Source organism: Pseudomonas synxantha BG33R, from assembly GCF_000263715.2.
GTDB classification, from domain to species: domain Bacteria; phylum Pseudomonadota; class Gammaproteobacteria; order Pseudomonadales; family Pseudomonadaceae; genus Aquipseudomonas; species Aquipseudomonas synxantha_A.
This window is the reverse complement of the sequence record NZ_CM001514.1, coordinates 1,230,013-1,251,943: the sequence shown is the minus strand read 5'-3', so window position 1 is coordinate 1,251,943 and position 21,931 is coordinate 1,230,013. Positions and strand designations below refer to the sequence as shown.

The following is a 21,931-nucleotide window of genomic DNA, read 5'->3' as shown; positions in this document are numbered from 1 at the left end:
CCGAAAAATGCCGCGTCTGCCTCAGGACGCGGCATTCAACCGCTCTACAGCGCCGGAGGCCATCTGCGCCATGCCCGGAAATCTCATGCAATATGTTGCTATCTCACCCCCACCATTGAAACCACTGCTCCCCCGCCCCATCTAACCTGCATACTCCCTTATGCAGGTGCCCCATGAGCGACCAGCAAGACGTCCCTGATTACGACCTCAACGATTACGCCGACCCCGAAAACGCCGAAACCGCCTCGTCCAACACCGGCCTGGCGCTGCCTGGGCAGAACCTGCCGGACAAGGTCTATATCATCCCGATCCACAACCGGCCGTTTTTCCCGGCGCAAGTGCTGCCGGTGATCGTCAATGAAGAGCCGTGGGCCGAGACCCTCGAGCTGGTGAGCAAATCCGACCACCACTCCCTTGCCCTGTTTTTCATGGACACGCCGCCCGAAGACCCGCGGCACTTCGACACCTCGGCCCTGCCGCTGTACGGCACCCTGGTCAAGGTGCACCACGCCAGCCGCGAGAACGGCAAGCTGCAATTCGTCGCCCAGGGCCTGACCCGTGTGCGCATCAAGACCTGGCTCAAACACCATCGCCCACCGTACCTGGTGGAGGTCGAATACCCGCATCAGCCCAGCGAGCCCACCGACGAGGTCAAGGCCTACGGCATGGCGTTGATCAATGCGATCAAGGAACTGCTGCCGCTCAACCCGCTGTACAGCGAAGAGTTGAAGAACTACCTCAACCGCTTCAGCCCCAACGACCCGTCGCCGCTCACCGACTTCGCCGCCGCCCTCACCTCGGCGACAGGCAATGAGTTGCAGGAAGTGCTGGACTGCGTGCCCATGCTCAAGCGCATGGAAAAAGTGCTGCCGATGCTGCGCAAAGAGGTCGAAGTGGCGCGCCTGCAAAAAGAACTGTCTGCCGAAGTGAACCGCAAGATCGGCGAGCACCAGCGCGAATTCTTCCTCAAGGAACAGCTCAAGGTCATCCAGCAGGAGCTGGGCCTCACCAAGGACGACCGCAGTGCGGACGTCGAGCAGTTCGAGCAGCGCCTGGAAGGCAAGGTGCTGCCGGCCCAGGCGAAAAAACGCATTGATGAAGAATTGAACAAACTGTCGATCCTGGAGACCGGCTCGCCGGAATACGCCGTCACGCGCAACTACCTGGACTGGGCCACTTCGGTGCCATGGGGCGTGTACGGCGCAGATAAGCTCGACCTCAAACACGCGCGCAAGGTGCTGGACAAACACCATGCGGGCCTGGATGACATCAAGAGTCGCATCCTCGAATTCCTCGCGGTGGGCGCCTATAAAGGCGAAGTCGCCGGCTCCATCGTGTTGCTGGTAGGCCCGCCGGGCGTGGGCAAGACCAGCGTGGGCAAATCCATTGCCGAGTCCCTGGGCCGACCGTTCTACCGTTTCAGCGTCGGCGGTATGCGCGATGAGGCCGAGATCAAGGGCCATCGCCGCACCTACATCGGCGCCCTGCCCGGCAAACTGGTGCAGGCACTGAAAGACGTGGAAGTCATGAACCCGGTGATCATGCTCGACGAGATCGACAAGATGGGCCAGAGCTTCCAGGGCGACCCGGCATCGGCGCTGCTGGAAACCCTGGACCCGGAGCAGAACGTCGAATTCCTCGACCACTACCTGGACCTGCGCCTGGACCTGTCCAAAGTGCTGTTCGTGTGCACCGCCAACACACTGGACTCGATTCCGGGCCCGTTGCTGGACCGCATGGAAGTGATTCGCCTGTCGGGTTATATCACCGAAGAAAAAGTCGCCATCGCCAAGCGCCACCTGTGGCCCAAACAGCTGGAAAAAGCCGGCGTCGCGAAAAACAGCCTGACCATCAGCGACGGCGCGCTGCGTGCTTTGATCGACGGTTATGCGCGGGAAGCCGGGGTGCGTCAGTTGGAGAAACAACTGGGCAAACTGGTGCGCAAGGCGGTGGTCAAGCTGCTGGATGAGCCCGACAGCATAATCAAGATCGGCAACAAGGACCTGGAAAGCTCCCTGGGGATGCCGGTATTCCGTAACGAGCAGGTGCTGTCCGGCACCGGCGTGATCACCGGCCTGGCCTGGACCAGCATGGGCGGCGCCACTTTGCCGATTGAAGCAACGCGTATCCACACGCTCAATCGCGGCTTCAAGCTCACCGGGCAGTTGGGTGAAGTGATGAAGGAATCCGCCGAAATCGCCTACAGCTACATCAGCTCGAACCTGAAGTCGTTTGGCGGTGATCCGAAGTTCTTCGACGAAGCCTTCGTTCACTTGCACGTGCCAGAAGGCGCCACGCCGAAAGACGGCCCGAGTGCGGGTGTGACCATGGCCAGTGCGCTGCTGTCGCTGGCACGCAACCAGCCGCCAAAGAAAGGCGTGGCCATGACTGGCGAACTGACCTTGACCGGGCATGTACTGCCGATTGGCGGGGTGCGTGAAAAGGTGATTGCGGCGCGGCGCCAGAAGATCCACGAGCTGATCCTGCCGGAGCCCAACCGTGGCAGCTTTGAAGAGTTGCCGGAGTACCTGAAGGAAGGCATGACGGTGCACTTCGCCAAGCGCTTTGCGGATGTGGCGAAGGTGCTGTTCTGATAGAGCTCTAGCGCCTGAACCGGCCTCATCGGGGGCAAGCCCCCGATGGCGTGAGTGGCCGCGACACATACCCTCCTTGTCACACCCTGGCTCATCTTCGGTTATGCTCGCCCTTCGTCGTGTATAAACGGAGCCTCCATGACCGCTGCCCGCCTGCTTCTCCCCTTGAGCCTTGCCCTGTTGGCCGCGTGCGCCAGTGCGCCGAAGCAAAACGTCACCGTGGACAACCAGAGTGCCTGCCCGCTCCAGCTTAAAACCAATCAAAACCTGATCCTTACCTTGCCCAGCAATCCCACCACCGGCTACCGCTGGGCCATCCAGGACTCCGCTGGTGGTGTTCTGCGCGCATTAAGCCCCGAGGTCTATAGCAGCAGCGAATCCGGTGTGATCGGCGGCGGTGGTCAATCGACCTGGCGCTTCCAGGCATTCGCCCCAGGGCAAGGCCGTTTGCGCCTGACCTCCCAGCAACCCTGGGAACCGGAAGCCGAACCTGTCGAAACCTTTGACTGCGCCATTACGGTGAACTGATATGCCCTGGCTGATCCTTGCCTTGATGGGCGCCGGTACCTTTATCTACGGCCTGGCGACTCACTCGACGCTGCTGTGCCTGCTGGTCAAGCCACTGCCGGTTCTGGCACTGCTGGGTTGGCTGCATGACGCGCCGCCTACCGATTATCGACGCTGGATCAGCCTGGGGTTGATTTTTTCCGTGGTGGGCGACGTATTGCTCGCCTGGCCGGGGGACCTGTTTATCTTTGGCCTGGGCGCATTTCTGTGTGCGCATCTGGCTTACCTCAAAGCCTATTTCAGCGACTGTCGGCGTCTGGCAATAGTACCGCTGGTGCTGGCCCTGGCTGTCGGGGCGATCCTGCTGGGCATCCTGATCTCCCACGGTTTAGGCGAGTTGCTGATACCGGTGGTGGTTTACGCGCTGGTGATCAGCGCCATGCTCTGGCGTGCATTGGCAAGGTTGGGCAGCGCGGTACCGCAACGCTCGGCACTGCTGGCGGCAGCGGGTGCGGTGTCGTTTGTGTTTTCCGATACGTTGATCGGTATCAACCGGTTTGTATTGGCCTTCGATGCGGCGCCCTATTTGTTGATCGCCACTTATTGGCTCGGGCAATGGGGCATCACCGCCTCAGCTTTCCATCAGACAACCCGCGCATCCGAGGGCCAACTTGGCTAAAATGCCGGCCTTTCCCCCTCGTCGCCGGAACAACCGTGAGCAAAGAACCCGATCGCCTATTCGCCCAGCCCCTGCCCCAGGTGCCGGACTTCGCCTTTAACGAGGATGTGGTGCGGGTGTTCCCGGACATGATCAAACGCTCGGTACCGGGCTACCCGACCATCGTCGAGAACCTCGGCGTGCTGGCCGCGCAATTTGCCCAGCCGGATAGCGTGCTGTATGACCTGGGCGCGTCCCTGGGTGCCGTGACCCAAGCCCTGCGTCGCCATGTGCGCACCGATGGCTGCCGGGTGATCGCGGTGGATAACTCGGCGGCGATGGTCGAGCGCTGCCGCGAATACCTCAACGGCCAGGACTCGATGTTCCAGGAGCTGCTGCCGGTCGAGGTGATCGAGGGCGATATCCTCGCGCTGAAATTTGAGCCGGCATCGGTGGTAGCACTGAACTTCACCCTGCAATTTATCGCCCCTGACGAACGTTTGGCGTTGCTCGGGCGTATCCGCCAATCGCTGCTGCCGGGCGGGGCGTTGATCCTCTCGGAAAAGCTGCGCTTTAACGATGTTGAAGAACACGCACTGCTGACCGACCTGCATATCGCGTTCAAACGCGCCAACGGCTACAGCGAACTGGAAATCGCCCAGAAGCGCAGCGCCATCGAAAACGTCATGAAACCCGACAGCCTCGAAGAACACCGCGAACGCCTGCTGGCAGCCGGGTTCTCGAAAGTCGTGCCGTGGTTCCAGTGTCTTAACTTTGCCTCGTTGATTGCCTTGCCATGATTGATTTATCCCCCCTCGCCCGCCATCTGGTCGGCACTCCTTTGGCCGTTTGGGCCCAGGGCCTGCAAGCGCAGCTCGACAGCAAGATGGAAAAAGGTCACGGCGACCTGGAGCGTTGGCAGAGTGCTTTGGACGCACTGCCGAAGATCCAGCCCAACGAAGTCGACCTGTTGAACGGCCTGGTGCTGGACACCGATTGCGACGACGAAACCCGCGCCCGGATGCACTCGGCACTGATGGGGCTGAGCCCATGGCGCAAAGGCCCGTTCCACCTGTTCGGCGTGCATGTGGACACCGAATGGCGTTCGGACTGGAAATGGTCGCGGGTTGCGCCGCACTTGAACTTGAAGGGCAAACGCATCCTCGATGTGGGCTGCGGCAACGGTTACTACATGTGGCGAATGCTCGGCGCGGGCGCCGACAGTGTGATTGGCGTGGACCCCAACTGGCTGTTCTTCTGCCAGTTCCAGGCAGTGCAACGTTACCTGTCTGAGCCCAAAGCCTGGCACCTGCCGTTCCCGTTCGAAGACTTGCCGGCGAACCTGGAAGGCTTCGACACGGTGTTCTCCATGGGCGTGTTCTACCATCGCCGCTCGCCGATCGAGCACTTGCTGGCGCTCAAAGACACCTTGGTCAAGGGCGGCGAGCTGGTCCTGGAAACCCTGGTGGTGGAAGGCGATCAGCAGCAGGTGCTGGTGCCGGAAGACCGTTATGCACAGATGCGTAACGTGTGGTTCCTGCCCTCGGTGCCGGCGTTGATGCTGTGGCTGCGCCGTGCAGGCTTCAGTGAGGTGCGGTGCGTGGATGTGAGCGTGACCACGGTTGAGGAACAGCGTGGAACAGAATGGATGAAATATCAGTCGCTCAGTGACTTCCTCGACCCCGAAGATCACAGCAAGACCATCGAAGGGCTGCCGGCGCCGATGCGGGCGGTGATCATCGCTCGCAAATAAGTCCACTATCTTCCTGAAAAAATGGAGATCAAATGTGGGAGCTGGCTTGCCTGCGATAGCGGTGGGTCAGTCAAGATTGGGGTGACTGACAGATAGCTATCGCAGGCAAGCCAGCTCCCACATTGATACTTAAGTGTTCTTCAGAGTGGTGGCTTGGCCCGGCGAGCCTTGAAGAACTCGCTCAACACCGTGCCGCACTCCTCGGCCAGCACGCCGCCTTCAAACAGTACCTTATGGTTGAGAAAACCCTGGGTAAAAAACTGCCCCTGGCTCTGCACAATCCCGGCCTTGGGCTCCAGTGCGCCATACACCACCCTTGCGATGCGTGAATGCACGATCAACCCGGCGCACATGCTGCACGGTTCCAGGGTCACATACAGCGTGCTGCCCACCAGGCGATAGTTGCTGATCGCTTGCGCAGCGGCGCGGATCGCGACCATTTCGGCATGGGCGCTGGGGTCGTTGCCGCTGATCGGGCAATTGAAGCCGCGGCCGATGATTGCACCATCCTGCACCAGCACCGCACCCACCGGCACTTCGCCCAGTGCGGCGCCTTGGGCGGCCAGGGCGAGGGCTTCGCGCATAAAGTCCTGGTCGCGGCTGCGGTCGATAATCGCGCTGGGGCGAATCTGGCGCATCACGCCACCTCGATAGCGGCCATCAGGCCGGTTTCCATATGGTCGATCACGTGGCAATGGAACATCCACACTCCCGGGTTATCCGCCACCAGCGCCACGCGGGCGCGTTCGTTCTTGCCCAGCAGGTAGGTGTCGGTGAAATACGGGATGACCTTGTGGCGGTTCGACGCGATCACCTTGAAGCTCATGCCATGCAGGTGGATCGGGTGCTGGTACTGGGTCATGTTCTTCAATTCAAAAATGTAGCTCTTGCCCTTTTCAAGCCTGGCAATCGGGCGGTCGGCACAGGTCTTGTCGGTGATGTCCCAGGCCTGGCCGTTGATCTGCCACAGGCTGGGCGGCTTACCGTTTTCGACATTGACCGACACCGAACCGACCCATTCGAAATTGAAGTTGAGTTTCTCGGCATTGGCCAGGTCCGGCTCGGCAACCGGGTTGGCCGGCAATGCTGGTGGCCACTGGGTAGGCGCATCGGTGTTGGCCACCGAACGGAAGGTGCCCAGGCGCACCGGGCCGTTGCGGATCGACAATTCTTCACCCGCCGGCGGGGCCTTGATTGCCAGACAGATGCGCATCCCCGGGCCCAGCCAGTATTCCTTGCCCAGCGGGCGCGGCTCGATGGGGTTGCCGTCAAGTGCGTAGATCTGTGCTTCGACGCCGGGGATGTTGAGGCGATAGGTCAGCGTGTTGTCGAGGTTGAGCAAGCGCACGCGAGTGATTTGCCCGGCGGGCAGGTCGATGACCGCCTGGGGCACGCCGTTGATGGTGGAGAGGCGCCCTGCAGTGCCGCCCCGCGCCGCTTCACGGGGGATACTGAACTCGACAAACGCCCCTTCTTCGTCGATGTGCCAGTTCTTCAGGCTCAAGGTACGTTCGTATTTGAAACCGGTGGGTTCTCGCTCTTCCACAATCAATGGGCCGACCAGGCCACGGCCAAGTTCTTCGCTGCTGCTTACGTGGGGGTGATACCAGTAGCTGCCGGCATCGGGCACGCGGAATTTGTAGTCGAAGTATTCGCCCGGCAGCACCGGCAATTGCGAAACGTAGGGGACGCCGTCCATTTCCAGCGGCAGGCGGATGCCGTGCCAGTGGATGGTGGTGGCGACCGGCAGGTGATTGATGAAACGTACCCGCAGCCATTCGCCCTGGCGCACGCGCAACTCGGTGCCAGGCGCGGAAGGGCCGAATGCCCAGGCTTGGGTCTTGTACCCCGGTACCAACTCTACGTCCAGGGGCGCCGCAATCAACTCGTAATCGTGCCCGGCCTCGGACTCAGCGACTTTCCCCAGCCAGTAGCGGTAGCCACCGCCGGCACCGACGCCTACTACGGCCAGGCCAGCAAGACCACCCAGGATTTGTCGACGGGAAAAGGATCGGGACACAACAACCTCGCGTATCTGCCGCAGGCCAAGGGCCCGCAAAGGGCTGATACGATACACCTGCGTCGGCTAAACAGTAAGGCTTCGCATTGCCGCACATTGAAAACGCCGAAGACTCGTCATGTGGGAGCTGGCTTGCCTGCGATTGCGGTGGGTCAGCTACGAATGCATCAACTGATACTCCGCTATCGCAGGCAAGCCAGCTCCCACATTGATCTTCATTGTTTATTAATGCTTGGCAGCGGCCAGAATCAGGGCTTTCATCTCGGCCACGGCGCCTTTGAAACCGACGAACAACGCATGGGCCACCAGCGCATGGCCGATATTCAGTTCGTTGATGCCCTTGATCGCCGCCACAGCTTCGACGTTGTGGTAGTGCAAGCCATGGCCGGCGTTGACGATCAAGCCTTCGTTGAGCCCGCAGTTCACGCCGTCGATGATGCGTTGCAGCTCGTCGGCCACTTCAGTCGGGGTGGTGGCGTCGGCGTAACGGCCAGTGTGCAATTCGATGGCCGGGGCACCAACCCGGCGCGAGGCTTCGATCTGGCGCTCGTCGGCGTCGATGAACAACGAGACTTCACTGCCGATCTTCGACAGGCGCTCCACCGCGGCCTTGATCCGCGCTTCCTGGCCGGCGACGTCGAGGCCGCCCTCGGTGGTCAGCTCCTGGCGGGTTTCGGGCACCAGGCAGATATGCGCCGGGCGAATGCGCTCGGCAAACGCCATCATTTCTTCGGTGACGCCCATTTCGAAGTTCATGCGGGTTTGCAGCACGTCCTTGAGCAGCAGCACGTCGCGCTCCTGGATGTGGCGGCGGTCTTCGCGCAGGTGCACGGTAATGCCGTCGGCGCCCGCTTCTTCGGCGTCCAGCGCGGCCTTGACCGGGTCAGGGTAACGGGTGCCCCGGGCCTGGCGCAGGGTGGCGACGTGGTCGATGTTGACGCCAAGAAGAATGCGATTGCTGGTGGTCACGGAAGCGCTCCTGAAAAGAGAAAGAATCGGTGCACAGCATACACGGGGATGTCAGGGCTTTCGAAACAACTCGCGACTGACCAGCGGTCGCCCGCCCAGGTGCACGGCCAGGGCCTGGCGCATCAGGCGCTTGGCGGCGGACAAGGCGCCCGGCGCGCTCCAGTCCGCATCGCTCATGGCCAGCAGTTCGCTGCCCTGGAACAGCCCCGGCTGCAACAGGTACACGCGTTCAAGGCCCGCATCCACTTGCAGGCGGTACATGCCGTCGGCGGCGACGGGATCGCCGTGCAGGTCGTTGTGCAATTCAAAGCCATAGCCCAGGTCGTCGAGCAAGCGCCATTCGAAGGCGCGCAGCAGCGGCTCCAGGGGCCGGCCTTCAGCGAGGGCCAGCAAGGTGGCAGCGTAGTGATCGAAGACTGCCGGGTGCGGGTCTTCGGCGGGCAACAGGCGGATCAGCAGTTCATTGAGGTAAAGGCCGCTGAACAGTGCATCACCGTTAAGCCAGGCGGAAGTGCCGACGCTTTCCAGGCGGCCGACGTTTTTCAGCTCGCCCTTGCCGCGAAACTCCACATCCAGCGCCACGAATGGCCGCGCCAAGGTACCTGCCTTACCCCGTGCGCTGCGCAGCACCGCACGCAGGCGGCCTTGAGGCGTGAGGAAGTCCACCAGCGCGCTGGTCTCGCGATAGGCGCGGCTGTGCAGCACGTAGGCGAGTTGGCTGGGAGGTGGGGATTGAGACATGGGAACTCACTGCTGGAATGCAATTTTGAAAACCACACAACCTAATATGGGAGGGGGCTTGCTCCCGATGGCGGTGGGTCAGTTAACAAATAAGTGACTGACCCTCCGCTATCGGGAGCAAGCCCCCTCCCACATTTTTTACCCTGCGGTGTTCTTAAAGGTCGCCGTAGCCCAGTGAGCGCAACGCACGCTCATCATCGGACCAGCCACCCTTAACCTTCACCCACAGGTTAAGCATGATCTTGGAGTCGAACAGCAATTCCATATCCTTGCGCGCTTCAGTGCCGATGCGCTTGATGCGCTCGCCCTTGTCGCCAATGATGATTTTTTTCTGGCCGTCACGCTCGACGAGGATCAGCGCATGGATATGCAGGGTCTTGCCCTGCTGCTTGAACTCTTCGATTTCCACGGTGATCTGGTATGGCAGCTCGGCACCCATCTGACGCATGATTTTCTCGCGTACCAGCTCGGCGGCGAGGAAGCGGCTGCTGCGGTCGGTGATCTGGTCTTCCGGGAAGAAATGCTCGTTTTCCGGCAGGTAACCGGCAATCACGCGCTCCAGGGCTTCGAGGTTGTGGCCGTGCTGGGCCGAGATCGGCATGATCTGGGCGTTCGGCAGTTGTTCCTGCAACCAGGTCAGGTGCGGCATCAGCTCGGCCTTGTCTTCGATGCGGTCGGTCTTGTTCAACGCGACGATCAAGGGGCCGGTGACGTACTGCACACGCTCGAGAACCATCTGGTCTTCGTCGGTCCACTTGGTGCGGTCGACCACGAAGATCACCACGTCGACGTCTTTCAACGCCGCCGAAGCGGTCTTGTTCATGTAGCGGTTCAGGGCTTTCTCACCGCCTTTGTGCATGCCCGGGGTATCGACATACACCGCTTGCACGTTGCCTTCGGTCTTGATGCCCAACATGTTGTGACGAGTGGTCTGGGGCTTGCGCGAAGTGATCGCGAGTTTCTGACCGAGGATGTGGTTGAGCAGCGTGGACTTGCCCACGTTCGGGCGGCCGACGATGGCAACATAGCCACAGCGTGTTGCGGTTGAATCAGTCATGGCCATTCTCCACGCCCAGGGCAATCAGTGCTGCAGCGGCCGCTACCTGTTCGGCAATACGACGGCTCACACCCTGACCTCGGCTTTTTTCATTCAATAGGGTGATTTCACATTCCACGAAGAACACGCGGCAATGGGGCTCACCCTGGATATCCACCACTTCGTAGCGTGGCAGTTCGCAACCGCGGGACTGCAGGTATTCCTGCAGGCGGGTCTTGGGATCTTTGTTGGTGTCGACCAGTGTCAGGCTTTCGATTTCAGAAGCCAGCCAGGCGACCACGCGCTCCTTGGCCGTCTCCATCCCTGCATCGAGGTAGATCGCGCCGATCAAGGCTTCCAGGGCATCAGCCAGAATCGATTCGCGACGGAAACCGCCGCTTTTCAATTCACCGGACCCCAACCGCAGGTACTCGCCCAGGCCGAAACCTCGGGCCAGCACGGCCAGGGTCTCGCCTTTCACAAGGCGCGCCCGCAGGCGCGAAAGCTGGCCTTCGCGCGCTTGAGGAAAACGCTCGAACAGCGCCTCACCGGCGGCAAAATTGAGGATGGCATCACCGAGGAATTCCAGGCGCTCGTTATTGCGCCCTGCAAAGCTGCGGTGTGTGAGGGCAAGGACCATCAATTCGGGGTCCTTGAAGGTGTAGCCGAGCTGGCGCTCGAGACGACTTAGAGAAACGGTCACGGTTTATCCATATCTAGTTGGTGGCACCGGCGGCCATCGACGATTGACGCAGTGTTCAAATTCACATCCTGGTTGGTGCTGCATGGGGCCGGACGATTAATTGTCCAAACCCCAGAAAAGCATTCGGCGCTGTGTTCACAGCGCCGCCTGTATTACTTGATCAGCCCGACCCGCGAGAAGTTCGGCAGGTGGCTGAGCTTGGGCTCCGGCCAACTCATCCAGACCGCGAAGGCTTTGCCGACGATGTTCTCGTCGGGCACCATGCCCAGCAGGTCCTTGGGAATATTGGGGTCATCCCAGTAACGGCTGTCATTGGAGTTGTCGCGGTTGTCGCCCATCATGAAGTAGTGCCCGGCGGGTACTTTCCACTGGCCATCAGGCATTGCGCGGTAGCGGCTCATTTCCTTGCGGATCTCGTGCTCTACCGCACCGAGTTTTTCCTGGTACAGCTCGGCGCTGCCCAGGGTGTTCGGCTCGGCGCCCAGCAGCTTCTCGGCCACCGATTCACCGTTGATGAACAGGCGCTTGTCGCTGGTGTAGCGCACCACGTCGCCCGGCAGGCCGACTACACGCTTGATGTAGTTGACGTTAGGGTCGCTCGGGTAGCGGAATACCATCACATCGCCGCGCTGCGGGTCACCGATCTCGATGACTTTCTTGTCGATCACCGGCAAGCGGATCCCGTAGGAAAACTTGTTCACCAGGATAAAGTCGCCCACGTCCAGGGTCGGCTTCATCGACCCAGAAGGGATCTGGAACGGCTCCACCAGGAACGAACGCAGCACCAGCACGATGAACAACACCGGGAAGAACGACTTGCCGTATTCAACCAGCAAGGGCTCTTTGTTCAGCTTCTCGACCACCACCGCATCGGGCTGGCTGACACTGCCCTGATAGGAAGCAATGGCCGACCGCCGACGCGGGGCGAAGAACACCAGATCGAGCAACGCCAGGAGGCCGCAAACGGCGACGGCGATAACCAGCAACAGCGGGAAATTTAGTGACATAGGACCTAACTATCCAACCTGAGCACCGCAAGGAAGGCTTCTTGTGGAACTTCCACGTTACCTACTTGCTTCATGCGTTTTTTACCGGCCTTTTGCTTCTCAAGCAGCTTGCGCTTACGGCTTACGTCACCGCCGTAGCATTTGGCCAGTACGTTCTTTCTGAGAGCCTTGACGGAAGTCCGTGCAATGATCTGCCCGCCAATGGCGGCCTGGATCGCAACGTCGAACATCTGGCGCGGAATCAGTTCTTTCATCTTCTCGGTCAGTTGGCGACCTTTGTAGTGCGCGTTGTCCTTGTGCACGATCAGCGCCAGGGCATCTACCTTGTCGCCGTTGATCAGCACATCCAGTTTCACCAGATTAGCCGATTGGTAACGATCGAAATGGTAATCCAGCGAAGCATAGCCGCGACTGGTGGATTTGAGACGGTCGAAGAAGTCCAGGACCACTTCGTTCATCGGCATATCGTAGGTCACTTGCACCTGGGTACCGAGGAACAGCATGTCGCGCTGTACGCCCCGCTTCTCGATACACAGGGTGATGACGTTGCCCAGGTGCTCCTGCGGGACCAGGATATTGGCCCGCACGATTGGCTCACGCATGTCTTCGATGGCCGACAGATCCGGAAGCTTGGACGGGTTGTCGACGTAAATCGTTTCACCGGTTTTGAGCAACAGCTCGAAAATAACGGTCGGCGCCGTGGTGATCAGGTCCAGGTCGTACTCGCGCTCAAGACGCTCCTGGATGATTTCCATGTGCAGCATGCCCAGGAACCCGCAGCGGAAGCCGAAGCCCAGGGCGTCGGAGCTTTCCGGGGTGTACTGCAACGACGAGTCGTTGAGGGTCAGCTTTTGCAGGGCTTCGCGGAAATCCTCGAAGTCGTCGGAGCTGACCGGGAACAGGCCGGCGTAGACCTGTGGCTGGATACGCTTGAAGCCGGGCAGTACGTCGACGTCGGGCGTGGAGCTCAGGGTCAGGGTGTCACCCACCGGTGCACCGTGGATGTCCTTGATACCGGCGATGATGAAGCCTACTTCACCGGCTTTCAGATCAGCGGTGGCGGTGTGCTTGGGGTTGAATACACCGACGCTGTCCACCAGGTGGATCTTGCCGGTGGACTTGACCAGGATCTTGTCGCCCTTCTTCACACGGCCATGGCGCACGCGGACCAGGGAGACAACGCCCAGGTAGTTGTCGAACCAGGAGTCGATGATCAACGCTTGCAGCGGATCTTCGTAGTTGCCGGTCGGCGCGGGAATGGTGTGAACCAGGCGTTCGAGTACTTCGTCGACACCCAGGCCGGTCTTGGCGCTGCAGGTGACGGCGTCGGTGGCGTCGATGCCGATGATCTTCTCGATCTCTTCCTTGACGCGCTCAGGCTCGGCCTGGGGCAGGTCGATCTTGTTGAGCACGGGCATGACTTCCAGGCCCTGCTCGATCGCGGTGTAGCAGTTGGCAACCGACTGCGCCTCGACGCCCTGGCCGGCGTCGACCACCAGCAAGGCACCTTCGCAGGCCGCAAGCGAACGGCTGACTTCATAGGTGAAGTCGACGTGGCCCGGGGTGTCAATGAAGTTCAGCTGGTAGGTGATGCCGTCTTTGGCCTTGTAATACAGAGTAACGCTGTGGGCCTTGATGGTGATCCCGCGTTCGCGTTCGAGGTCCATGGAGTCCAGTACCTGGGCTTCCATTTCACGCTCGGCAAGGCCGCCGCACATCTGGATGAATCGATCGGCCAGCGTCGACTTGCCATGGTCAATGTGGGCGATGATGGAGAAATTGCGGATATGACTCAAATCACTCACGGATCAACACTCAAAAAGGCTGCAGGCAGATTGCCCGCTGAAAAATAGCCGGGAATTGTACCTGATGCTCAGGCCAGACGTCATCTTTGCTGACCAGAACAAAAATGCCCCACTCACGAGAGCGGGGCATTTTTTGTGCATAAGCGCAGCTTCAACCGGCCCGACGCAGCAGCCAGAACCCGGCCACGGCGCAGATGGCCGTCGGCACCAGCACCGCAAACAGCGGCGAGAAACCGAACACCAGGCTCGACGGCCCGAGCAGATCCTGGGCGATGCGGAAGGTAAAGCCCACCAGCACGCCGGTAAATACCCGCTGGCCCAGGGTTACGGAGCGCAACGGCCCGAAGATGAAGGAGATCGCCATCAACACCAACGCGGCGGTTACCACCGGTTGCAAGACTTTCACCCAGAACGCCAGCCAGTAGCGGCCGTTGTTCAGGCCCTGCTCCTTGAGGTAATGGATGTAGCTCCACAACCCCGAGATCGGCAGCGCTTCGGGGACCATCACCACGGTGTTGAGCAGTTCCGGCTTCAGGGCGATATCCCACTGCTCGGTCGGTGCATTGACCACTTCGGTGCTGGCCTTGGTGCCCTGGCCCACATTGCGGAAGTAGGTGGTGGTGACGTCGCTCAGCTGCCATTGCTCGGCATTGTATTGCGCGCGCTTGGCGAAGCTGGAGGACAGCATGTGCCGCTCTTTATCGAAGGTATAGCGCGTGACACCGATCAACAGGCCGCCTGGCTGCACGGCGTTGATGTGGATGAACTCATCACCCTGGCGGTGCCACAGGCCGTGCTTGGCGCTTTGCGCATCGCCCGACCCCTGGGCCAGGGCGCGATTGGCCTGGGCAGTGGCTTCGGCCGGGGGCGCGACGTATTCACCGATCAGCACGCTGCACGCCATCAGCAGCAGCATCGGCTTCATCACCGCCCAGACGATACGACCAATGGAAACGCCAGCGGCGCGCATGATGGTCAGCTCGCTGTTGCTGGCCAGGGTGCCCAGGCCGATCAGGCAACCGATCAGCGCCGCCATCGGCATCATGTCGTAGAGACGGCGCGGCGCAGTCAGTGCCACGTAGCTCAGTACATCCGTGACCGTGTAGGTGTCGGTGACGTTGCCCACTTCATCAATGAAGGCGAACAGCAAGGCCAGGCCAAGAATGATGCCCAGTACCGCGAGGATGGCGATCAGTACGCTGCTGCCAATGTAGCGATCAAGCTTAGCCACGGGCCAACTCCTTCAGGCCACGACGGCTCTTCATTTTCAAACGGATAGGTTCCCAATAGAGCAGCCCCAGGCCGATCAACAGGAAAACCCCGTGCACCCACCACAGGCCAAGGGCTGGCGGCAACTTGCCTTTCTCGAGGGAGCCACGGGCGGAAATCAGGATGGTCAGGTAGGCCATGTACAGCAGGATCGCCGGCAGCAGTTTGAGGAAACGCCCCTGGCGCGGGTTGACGCGCGACAGCGGCACGGCCATCAAGGTTACGATAAACACCAGCAGCGGCAAGGACAAACGCCATTGCAGCTCGGCAATGGAGCGCAGTTCCTGGCTGCCGAACAGCGATGCAGTCGGCAGTGCGTCGCGGTCGGTGACCTCGCCGCTGATCTCAGGCTTGGGCAGCATGACACCATAAGTGTCGTACTTGATCGCCCGATAGTCCGCCAGACCAGGGCTGCCGTCGTAGCGGTAGCCATTTTCCAGGATCAGGTAGCGGTTGCCGTCGGGGCGTACTTCCTGGCGGCCGCTGTCGGCCACCAGAATGGAAATGCCACGGTCCTTCTGGTTCTGGCCAAGGTTTTTCTGGGAAATGAACACGCCGCCGAGGTTGGAGCGGTCATCGGTCATGGTTTCGGTATAAGTCACCCGCGTGCCGTCGCTGAGCGCCTGGAAGCGCCCGGGCTCGAGGGTATCGAACTCGGTCATCGCATCCTGCTTGTTCAACAGCAGCTGGAACTGCATGGCGCCCTGGGGCGCCAGGCTCATACTCAACCAGGCCACCACCAGGGCAACGCCGGCGGCCGGCACCATGGTCATGGCCAGCAAACGTTGCTGGCTCATGCCGGTGGCCGACAGCACAGTCATTTCACTCTCAAGGTACAAGCGGCCATAGGCCAGCAATATGCCGAGAAACAGGCCAAGGGGCAGGATCAGCTGCAGCATCCCGGGCATCCGGTAGCCCATGATCAAGAACAACGACCCCGGATCCAGGGCGCCTGCGGCGGCTTGAGCCAGGAACTTGACGAAACGACCACTCATGATGATGACCAGCAACACCGCACTCACGGCACTCAGGGTCAACAGGACTTCGCGGGACAGATAACGGAAGACGATCAAACCAGACACTCCAGGGTTGTCAGGCTAAGGCGGCCAAACAAGCAAGCATACCGAGACGACCCGTTTATCACGGATCGGCTAAAAAGATGGCGCATTATCCTGTGATTGACCGCGCCTGTCACGGAGCTTACTCATGCGCACGCACAAAGCGTGCGCCAAGGGTTGTCAGGCTCCGCCGGCGAGGTTCAAACTGCGGCCTTTGTCCGCTGGCGGTTTACCAAGCTGCCGAGCTTCAAGCCTGAGTACAAACTCCAGGCTCACAGACCTTGATAAGGGACCCGAACATGGAATTGGTTGTAAAAAGCGTTAGCCCCGAAACGTTGAAAACCGCCACCCTCGTGGTCGCTGTCGGCGAAGGCCGCACACTCGGCGTCGCCGCCAAGCAACTGGACGAACTGAGCGGCGGCGCGATCAGCGCGATCCTCAAGCGCGGCGACCTGGCCGGCAAAGTCGGCCAGAGCCTGCTGCTGCAGAGCCTGCCCAACCTCAAGGCCGAGCGCGTATTACTGGTGGGCGTGGGCAAGGACGCCGAACTGGGCGACCGTCCATTGCGCAAGATCATCAGCGGCATCCTTACCACCCTCAAGGGCCTGGGCGGCAGCGATGCGGCACTGGCACTCGACGAAATCGTGATCAAGGGCCGTGACAGCTACGGCAAGACCCGCCTGCTAGCCGAGTCGCTGCTGGACGGCGGCTATGTTTTCGACCAGTTCAAGAGCCAGAAGGCCGAACCCCGCGCCCTGAAGAAAATCACCCTGCTGACCATCAAGGCTGCCCAGGCTGAAGTTCAGCGCGCCGTGACCCACGCCCAGGCCATCGCCAACGGCATGTCGTTCACCCGCGACCTGGGCAACCTGCCGCCGAACATCTGCCACCCGACATTCCTGGGCGAACAGGCCAAGGCATTGGGCAAAGAGTTCAAGGGCTTGAAGGTTGAAGTGCTGGATGAAAAGAAGATCAAGGACCTGGGCATGGGCTCGTTCTATGCCGTAGGCCAGGGCAGCGACCAGCCGCCACGCCTGATCGTGATGCAATACAACGGCGGCAAGAAATCCGAGAAGCCTTACGCCCTGGTGGGTAAAGGCATCACCTTCGACACCGGCGGCATCAGCCTCAAGCCGGGCGCGGGCATGGATGAGATGAAATACGACATGGGCGGCGCGGCCAGCGTGTTTGGTACCCTGCGTGCCGTGCTGGAACTCAAGCTGCCGATCAACCTGGTGTGCATCCTGGCCTGTGCCGAGAACATGCCGAGCGGCGGCGCGGCCCGCCCGGGCGATATCGTCACGACCATGAGCGGCCAGACCGTGGAAATCCTCAACACCGACGCCGAAGGCCGCCTGGTGCTGTGCGACGCCCTGACCTACGCCGAGCGCTTCAAGCCCCAGGCCGTGATCGACATTGCCACCCTGACCGGCGCGTGCATCGTTGCCTTGGGCTCCCACACTTCGGGCCTGCTGGGCAACAACGACGAACTGATCGAGCAACTACTCAGCGCCGGCAAGGCTGCCGACGACCGCGCCTGGCAACTGCCGCTGTTCGATGAGTACCAGGAACAACTGGACAGCCCGTTCGCCGACATCGCCAACATCGGTGGCCCGAAAGCCGGCACCATCACGGCGGCCTGCTTCCTGTCGCGCTTTGCCAAGAACTTCAACTGGGCCCACCTGGACATCGCCGGCACCGCCTGGACCAGCGGCGGCAAGGACAAGGGCGCAACCGGCCGTCCGGTGCCACTGTTGACCCAATACCTGCTGGATCGCGCCAAGGCCTGAAACTGAAGATGCCGGGGCGACCATCCCGCCGCCCCGGCCTTAGGAACCGCAATGACCCAAGTCGACTTCTATATATTGCCCAGCGCCGATCCCCTCGCGCGCCTGGACTTTGCCTGCAAGCTCACCGAAAAAGCCTGGCGCATGGGCCACCGCATCTACCTGCATTGCAGCGATGCCGCCCAACGCGATGAGCTGGATGCCCGCCTGTGGCGCTTCAAGGGCGAAAGCTTCGTGCCCCACGGCCCCGCCGAATCCGAACCTGAAAGCCTGGTAGTCCTGGGTGTGGGCGACAGTTGCGGCGATCACCATGACCTGCTGGTCAACCTGGACCTGAAAGTACCGGCCTTTGCCAAGGCCTTCGCCCGCGTGGCGGAAGTGGTGGTGGAAGACCCAGCTATTCGTCAGGCCGCGCGGGAGAGTTTCCGTTTCTATCGCGAACAGGGCTATTCTCTGCAGGATCACCGGTTACAACGACTTTAGAGCACACGATGGACACTCCCAACCCGCTGAAAAAAGACGACCACCTGCTGGACGACCTGGAGTCGATCCGTCAGTTGCTGGGTGATGACAACCTGCAACCGCCGCTGCTGACCGAAACGGCCGACGGCGAGGTACAGATCCCGCTGCTGTTCGACATGGTCAGCGGCAAGCCTGCCGCGCCGGAACCTGTGGTTGCAGAACCCGCTCCCGCCGCAGAAAAAGCCCCCGATGCCCTGCTCCTGCACCTGGACAATGAACTGCGCGCTGCCGCGCAATTGATCATGCAGGATGTGATCGACGACTTTGCGCCGCATATTGAAGCCGAGATCAAGCGTCGGATGGATGCGCGGATGGAGCGGTTGCTCAGCCAGTACCAGTCCTAAACGACACTGATATTTCCTGTGGGAGGGGGCTTGCTCCCGATAGCGTTGTATCAGCCGATGATTCGGTGGCTGACACTCAGCAATCGGGAGCAAGCCCCCTCCCACATTAGTTTTGCATCAGCCTTAAGTCCGTCTTCAACTCGCCCTCCTCGTCCTCCCCCGTTATACTTGCCGGCTTTCCTGAATAAATGCCAACTAGGGTCCCGCCGCGCATGGATAAGACCTACCAGCCCCACGCTATCGAAACTTCCTGGTACAACACCTGGGAGTCCGAGAACTATTTCGCCCCACAAGGTGCGGGCGACTCGTACACCATCATGATCCCGCCACCGAACGTCACTGGCAGCCTGCACATGGGCCATGGCTTCAACAATGCGATCATGGATGCGTTGATCCGTTTCCGCCGTATGCAGGGTCGCGACACCCTGTGGCAGCCGGGCACCGACCACGCCGGTATCGCCACGCAGATGCTGGTGGAACGCCAACTGGAAGCCACCGGCCAGAACCGTCACGACCTGGGCCGCGAGAAATTCCTGGAGAAAGTCTGGGAATGGAAAGATCAGTCCGGCGGCAATATCAGCCGTCAGATCCGTCGCCTGGGCTCCTCCGTGGATTGGAGCCGCGAGCGCTTCACCATGGACGACGGCCTGTCGGAAGCCGTGAAGGAAGCCTTCGTGCGCCTGCACGAAGACGGCCTGATCTACCGCGGCAAGCGCCTGGTCAACTGGGACACCAAGTTGCACACGGCCATTTCCGACCTCGAAGTGGAAAACCACGACGAGAAAGGTTTCCTGTGGAACCTCAAGTACCCGCTGGCCGATGGCGCCAAGACTGCTGAAGGCAACGACTACCTGATCGTCGCCACCACTCGTCCGGAAACCATGCTGGGCGACGCCGCCGTAGCCGTTAACCCGAACGACGAGCGCTACCAGGCGCTGATCGGCAAGTTCGTCGAACTGCCACTGGTTGGCCGCCGCATCCCGATCATTGCGGACGATTACTGCGATCCTGAATTCGGCACCGGCTGCGTGAAAATCACCCCGGCCCACGATTTCAACGACTATGAAGTCGGCAAACGTCACAACCTGCCGCTGCTGAACATCTTCGACAAGAATGCCGCCGTATTGCCGGCCTGCCAGGTATTCAACCTGGACGGCTCGCTGAACGACAGCATCGACGGCAAGATTCCCGCCGAATATGCAGGTCTGGACCGTTTTGAAGCGCGCAAGCAGATCGTTGCCGCCTTCGACGCCGCCGGCTTGCTGGTCAGCGTCGACGACCACGGCCTGAAAGTGCCGAAGGGCGATCGCTCCGGCACCGTGATCGAGCCGTGGCTGACCGACCAGTGGTATGTGTCCACCAAGCCGCTGGCAGAGCCTGCCATCGCCGCCGTGGAAGATGGCCGCATCCAGTTCGTGCCTAAACAGTACGAAAACATGTACTTCTCGTGGATGCGCGACATCCAGGATTGGTGCATCAGCCGTCAGCTGTGGTGGGGCCATCGTATTCCGGCCTGGTATGACGAGTCGGGCAAGGTCTATGTAGGCCGCGACGAAGCCGAAGTGCGTGCCAAGCACAACCTCGGCGCCGACATCGCGCTGCAACAGGACAACGACGTACTCGACACCTGGTTCAGCTCGGGCCTGTGGACGTTCTCCACCCTGGGTTGGCCGCAGCAGACCGAATTCCTGAAGAAATTCCACTCCACCGACGTGCTGGTCACCGGCTTCGATATCATTTTCTTCTGGGTTGCCCGGATGATCATGCTCACCATGCATTTGGTGAAAAACGAAGACGGCACCCCGCAGGTACCGTTCAAGACCGTGTACGTACACGGCCTGGTACGCGACGGCCAGGGCCAGAAGATGTCCAAGTCCAAGGGCAACGTCCTGGACCCGCTGGACATCATCGACGGCATCGACCTGGAAACCCTGGTGCAGAAACGCACCTCGGGCCTGATGCAGCCAAAACTGGCGAAAAAGATCGAGAAGCAGACCCGCGACGAATTCGCCGACGGCATCGCCAGCTACGGCACCGACGCCCTGCGCTTCACCTTCTGCTCGCTGGCCTCTACCGGTCGCGACATCAAGTTCGACATGGGCCGCGTCGAAGGCTATCGCAACTTCTGCAACAAGATCTGGAACGCCGCGCGCTATGTGCTGGATAAAGGCGAAGACTGCGGCCAGAACGGCGAAGCCTATGAGTTGAGCCTGGCTGATCGCTGGATCATCTCGCAGTTGCAGCGCACCGAAGCCGAAGTGACCCGCCAGCTCGACCAGTTCCGTTTCGACCTGGCTGCACAGGCGCTGTACGAGTTCATCTGGAACCAATACTGCGACTGGTACCTGGAACTGTCCAAGCCGGTATTGTGGGACGAAAACGCCCCGGTCGAACGCCAGCGCGGTACTCGCCGCACCCTGGTGCGCGTACTGGAAGTGGCATTGCGCCTGGCGCATCCGTTCATGCCGTTCATCACCGAAGAGATCTGGCAGCGCCTGGCGCCGCTGGCCGGTATCGAAGGCAAGACCATCATGCTGCAACCTTGGCCGGTGGCCAATGAAGCGCGCATCGATGAGGCCGCCGAAAGCGATATCGAATGGCTCAAGACCCTGATGCTCGGCACTCGCAACATCCGCGCCGAGATGAACATCGGACCGGGCAAACCGTTGGCCGTGTTCGTGAAGAACGCCAGTGCCGAAGATCAGCGTCGCCTCAGCGAGAACGACGCGTTGCTCAAGAAGCTGGCCAAGCTGGAGTCGATCACCGTATTGGCTGCCGATGCCGAAGCGCCGCTGTCCGCCACTGCATTGGTGGGCGACATGGAAGTGCTGGTACCGATGGCCGGCCTGATCGACAAGGGCGCCGAACTGGCCCGTCTCGACAAGGAAATCGCACGCCTGCAAGGCGAAGTGCAACGCGTGGGCGGTAAGCTGTCCAACGCGGCATTCGTCGACAAGGCGCCGGCGGAGGTGATCGAGAAAGAACGCGCCAAGTTGGCCGAAGCTGAACAGGCTTTGGGCAAACTGGCCGAGCAACATGCGCGGATTTCCAGCCTGTAAGGCTTGAGTCGCGTAAAAAAAGAGACCTTCGGGTCTCTTTTTTTGCTTCTGTGGGAGCAAGCCCCCTCCCACATTTGACCGGGTTGAGCTCAGGATGTG

General features: G+C 60.8%; 19 protein-coding genes. 9 read left to right on the top strand and 10 right to left on the bottom strand.

Annotated elements, in window-relative coordinates; all coding sequences use genetic code 11:
• Positions 1-173: 173 nt before the first annotated feature.
• From lon to cmoB, 5 genes are all read left to right on the top strand, one after another.
• Entirely contained in the window at positions 174-2,594 is a 2,421-nt protein-coding gene (gene lon / locus PSEBG33_RS21470) for an endopeptidase La (RefSeq protein WP_005785163.1), read from the top strand.
• Positions 2,595-2,732: 138 nt separating this feature from the next.
• The gene (locus PSEBG33_RS21475; protein WP_005785161.1) at positions 2,733-3,122 is read left to right on the top strand and encodes a protease inhibitor I42 family protein; all 390 of its coding nucleotides are present in this window, start codon (positions 2,733-2,735) and stop codon (positions 3,120-3,122) included.
• A gap of 1 nt (position 3,123) precedes the next feature.
• On the top strand, positions 3,124-3,780 hold the full coding sequence (locus PSEBG33_RS21480) for a lysoplasmalogenase (RefSeq protein WP_005785159.1): 657 nt from the start codon (positions 3,124-3,126) through the stop codon (positions 3,778-3,780).
• A 35-nt stretch (positions 3,781-3,815) separates the two neighbouring features.
• Positions 3,816-4,559, top strand: a complete 744-nt coding sequence (gene cmoA / locus PSEBG33_RS21485; protein WP_005785157.1) for a carboxy-S-adenosyl-L-methionine synthase CmoA — start codon at positions 3,816-3,818, stop codon at positions 4,557-4,559.
• On the top strand, positions 4,556-5,512 hold the full coding sequence (gene cmoB, locus PSEBG33_RS21490) for a tRNA 5-methoxyuridine(34)/uridine 5-oxyacetic acid(34) synthase CmoB (protein ID WP_005785155.1): 957 nt from the start codon (positions 4,556-4,558) through the stop codon (positions 5,510-5,512). Before cmoA ends, cmoB begins: the two co-directional genes overlap by 4 nt.
• Positions 5,513-5,652: 140 nt before the next feature.
• Here cmoB and tadA read toward each other — a convergent pair whose 3' ends face one another.
• The 10 genes from tadA to lptF all read right to left on the bottom strand — a co-directional run bounded on the left by tadA (position 5,653) and on the right by lptF (position 16,135).
• Positions 5,653-6,150 (bottom strand): tRNA adenosine(34) deaminase TadA, encoded by a 498-nt coding sequence (gene tadA, locus PSEBG33_RS21495; RefSeq protein WP_005785153.1) that lies wholly within the window; start codon positions 6,148-6,150, stop codon positions 5,653-5,655.
• Positions 6,150-7,532: a multicopper oxidase family protein gene (locus PSEBG33_RS21500; protein ID WP_005785151.1), complete on the bottom strand. Its 1,383-nt coding sequence runs from the start codon at positions 7,530-7,532 to the stop codon at positions 6,150-6,152. Before PSEBG33_RS21500 ends, tadA begins: the two co-directional genes overlap by 1 nt.
• Positions 7,533-7,757: 225 nt before the next feature.
• Entirely contained in the window at positions 7,758-8,501 is a 744-nt protein-coding gene (gene pdxJ, locus PSEBG33_RS21505; RefSeq protein ID WP_005785150.1) for a pyridoxine 5'-phosphate synthase, read from the bottom strand.
• Between the two features lie 51 nt (positions 8,502-8,552).
• Positions 8,553-9,242, bottom strand: a complete 690-nt coding sequence (recO, locus tag PSEBG33_RS21510) for a DNA repair protein RecO (RefSeq protein ID WP_005785148.1) — start codon at positions 9,240-9,242, stop codon at positions 8,553-8,555.
• A gap of 154 nt (positions 9,243-9,396) precedes the next feature.
• A complete protein-coding gene (gene era / locus PSEBG33_RS21515) occupies positions 9,397-10,299 on the bottom strand; it encodes a GTPase Era (RefSeq protein WP_005785147.1) in 903 nt (300 codons plus the stop codon).
• On the bottom strand, positions 10,292-10,981 hold the full coding sequence (gene rnc / locus PSEBG33_RS21520; protein ID WP_005785145.1) for a ribonuclease III: 690 nt from the start codon (positions 10,979-10,981) through the stop codon (positions 10,292-10,294). The genes era and rnc overlap by 8 nt, the downstream gene beginning before the upstream one ends.
• 152 nt (positions 10,982-11,133) lie before the next feature.
• Entirely contained in the window at positions 11,134-11,988 is an 855-nt protein-coding gene (lepB, locus tag PSEBG33_RS21525; RefSeq protein ID WP_005785144.1) for a signal peptidase I, read from the bottom strand.
• A 5-nt stretch (positions 11,989-11,993) separates the two neighbouring features.
• Complete coding sequence (lepA, locus tag PSEBG33_RS21530) at positions 11,994-13,793, bottom strand: translation elongation factor 4 (protein ID WP_005785142.1); 1,800 nt, start codon at positions 13,791-13,793, stop codon at positions 11,994-11,996.
• A 151-nt stretch (positions 13,794-13,944) separates the two neighbouring features.
• Positions 13,945-15,024, bottom strand: a complete 1,080-nt coding sequence (lptG, locus tag PSEBG33_RS21535) for an LPS export ABC transporter permease LptG (protein WP_005785141.1) — start codon at positions 15,022-15,024, stop codon at positions 13,945-13,947.
• Positions 15,017-16,135: an LPS export ABC transporter permease LptF gene (gene lptF, locus PSEBG33_RS21540; RefSeq protein ID WP_005785139.1), complete on the bottom strand. Its 1,119-nt coding sequence runs from the start codon at positions 16,133-16,135 to the stop codon at positions 15,017-15,019. The genes lptG and lptF overlap by 8 nt, the downstream gene beginning before the upstream one ends.
• Before the next feature lie 284 nt (positions 16,136-16,419).
• Between lptF and PSEBG33_RS21545 the strand changes: the two genes are divergently transcribed.
• The 4 genes from PSEBG33_RS21545 to PSEBG33_RS21560 all read left to right on the top strand — a co-directional run bounded on the left by PSEBG33_RS21545 (position 16,420) and on the right by PSEBG33_RS21560 (position 21,832).
• The gene (locus tag PSEBG33_RS21545) at positions 16,420-17,910 is read left to right on the top strand and encodes a leucyl aminopeptidase (protein ID WP_005785138.1); all 1,491 of its coding nucleotides are present in this window, start codon (positions 16,420-16,422) and stop codon (positions 17,908-17,910) included.
• A 51-nt stretch (positions 17,911-17,961) separates the two neighbouring features.
• Entirely contained in the window at positions 17,962-18,390 is a 429-nt protein-coding gene (locus PSEBG33_RS21550; protein ID WP_005785137.1) for a DNA polymerase III subunit chi, read from the top strand.
• Positions 18,391-18,398: 8 nt separating this feature from the next.
• Positions 18,399-18,773: a hypothetical protein gene (locus PSEBG33_RS21555; RefSeq protein WP_005785135.1), complete on the top strand. Its 375-nt coding sequence runs from the start codon at positions 18,399-18,401 to the stop codon at positions 18,771-18,773.
• Between the two features lie 212 nt (positions 18,774-18,985).
• Entirely contained in the window at positions 18,986-21,832 is a 2,847-nt protein-coding gene (locus PSEBG33_RS21560) for a valine--tRNA ligase (RefSeq protein WP_005785134.1), read from the top strand.
• Positions 21,833-21,931 lie beyond the last annotated feature (99 nt).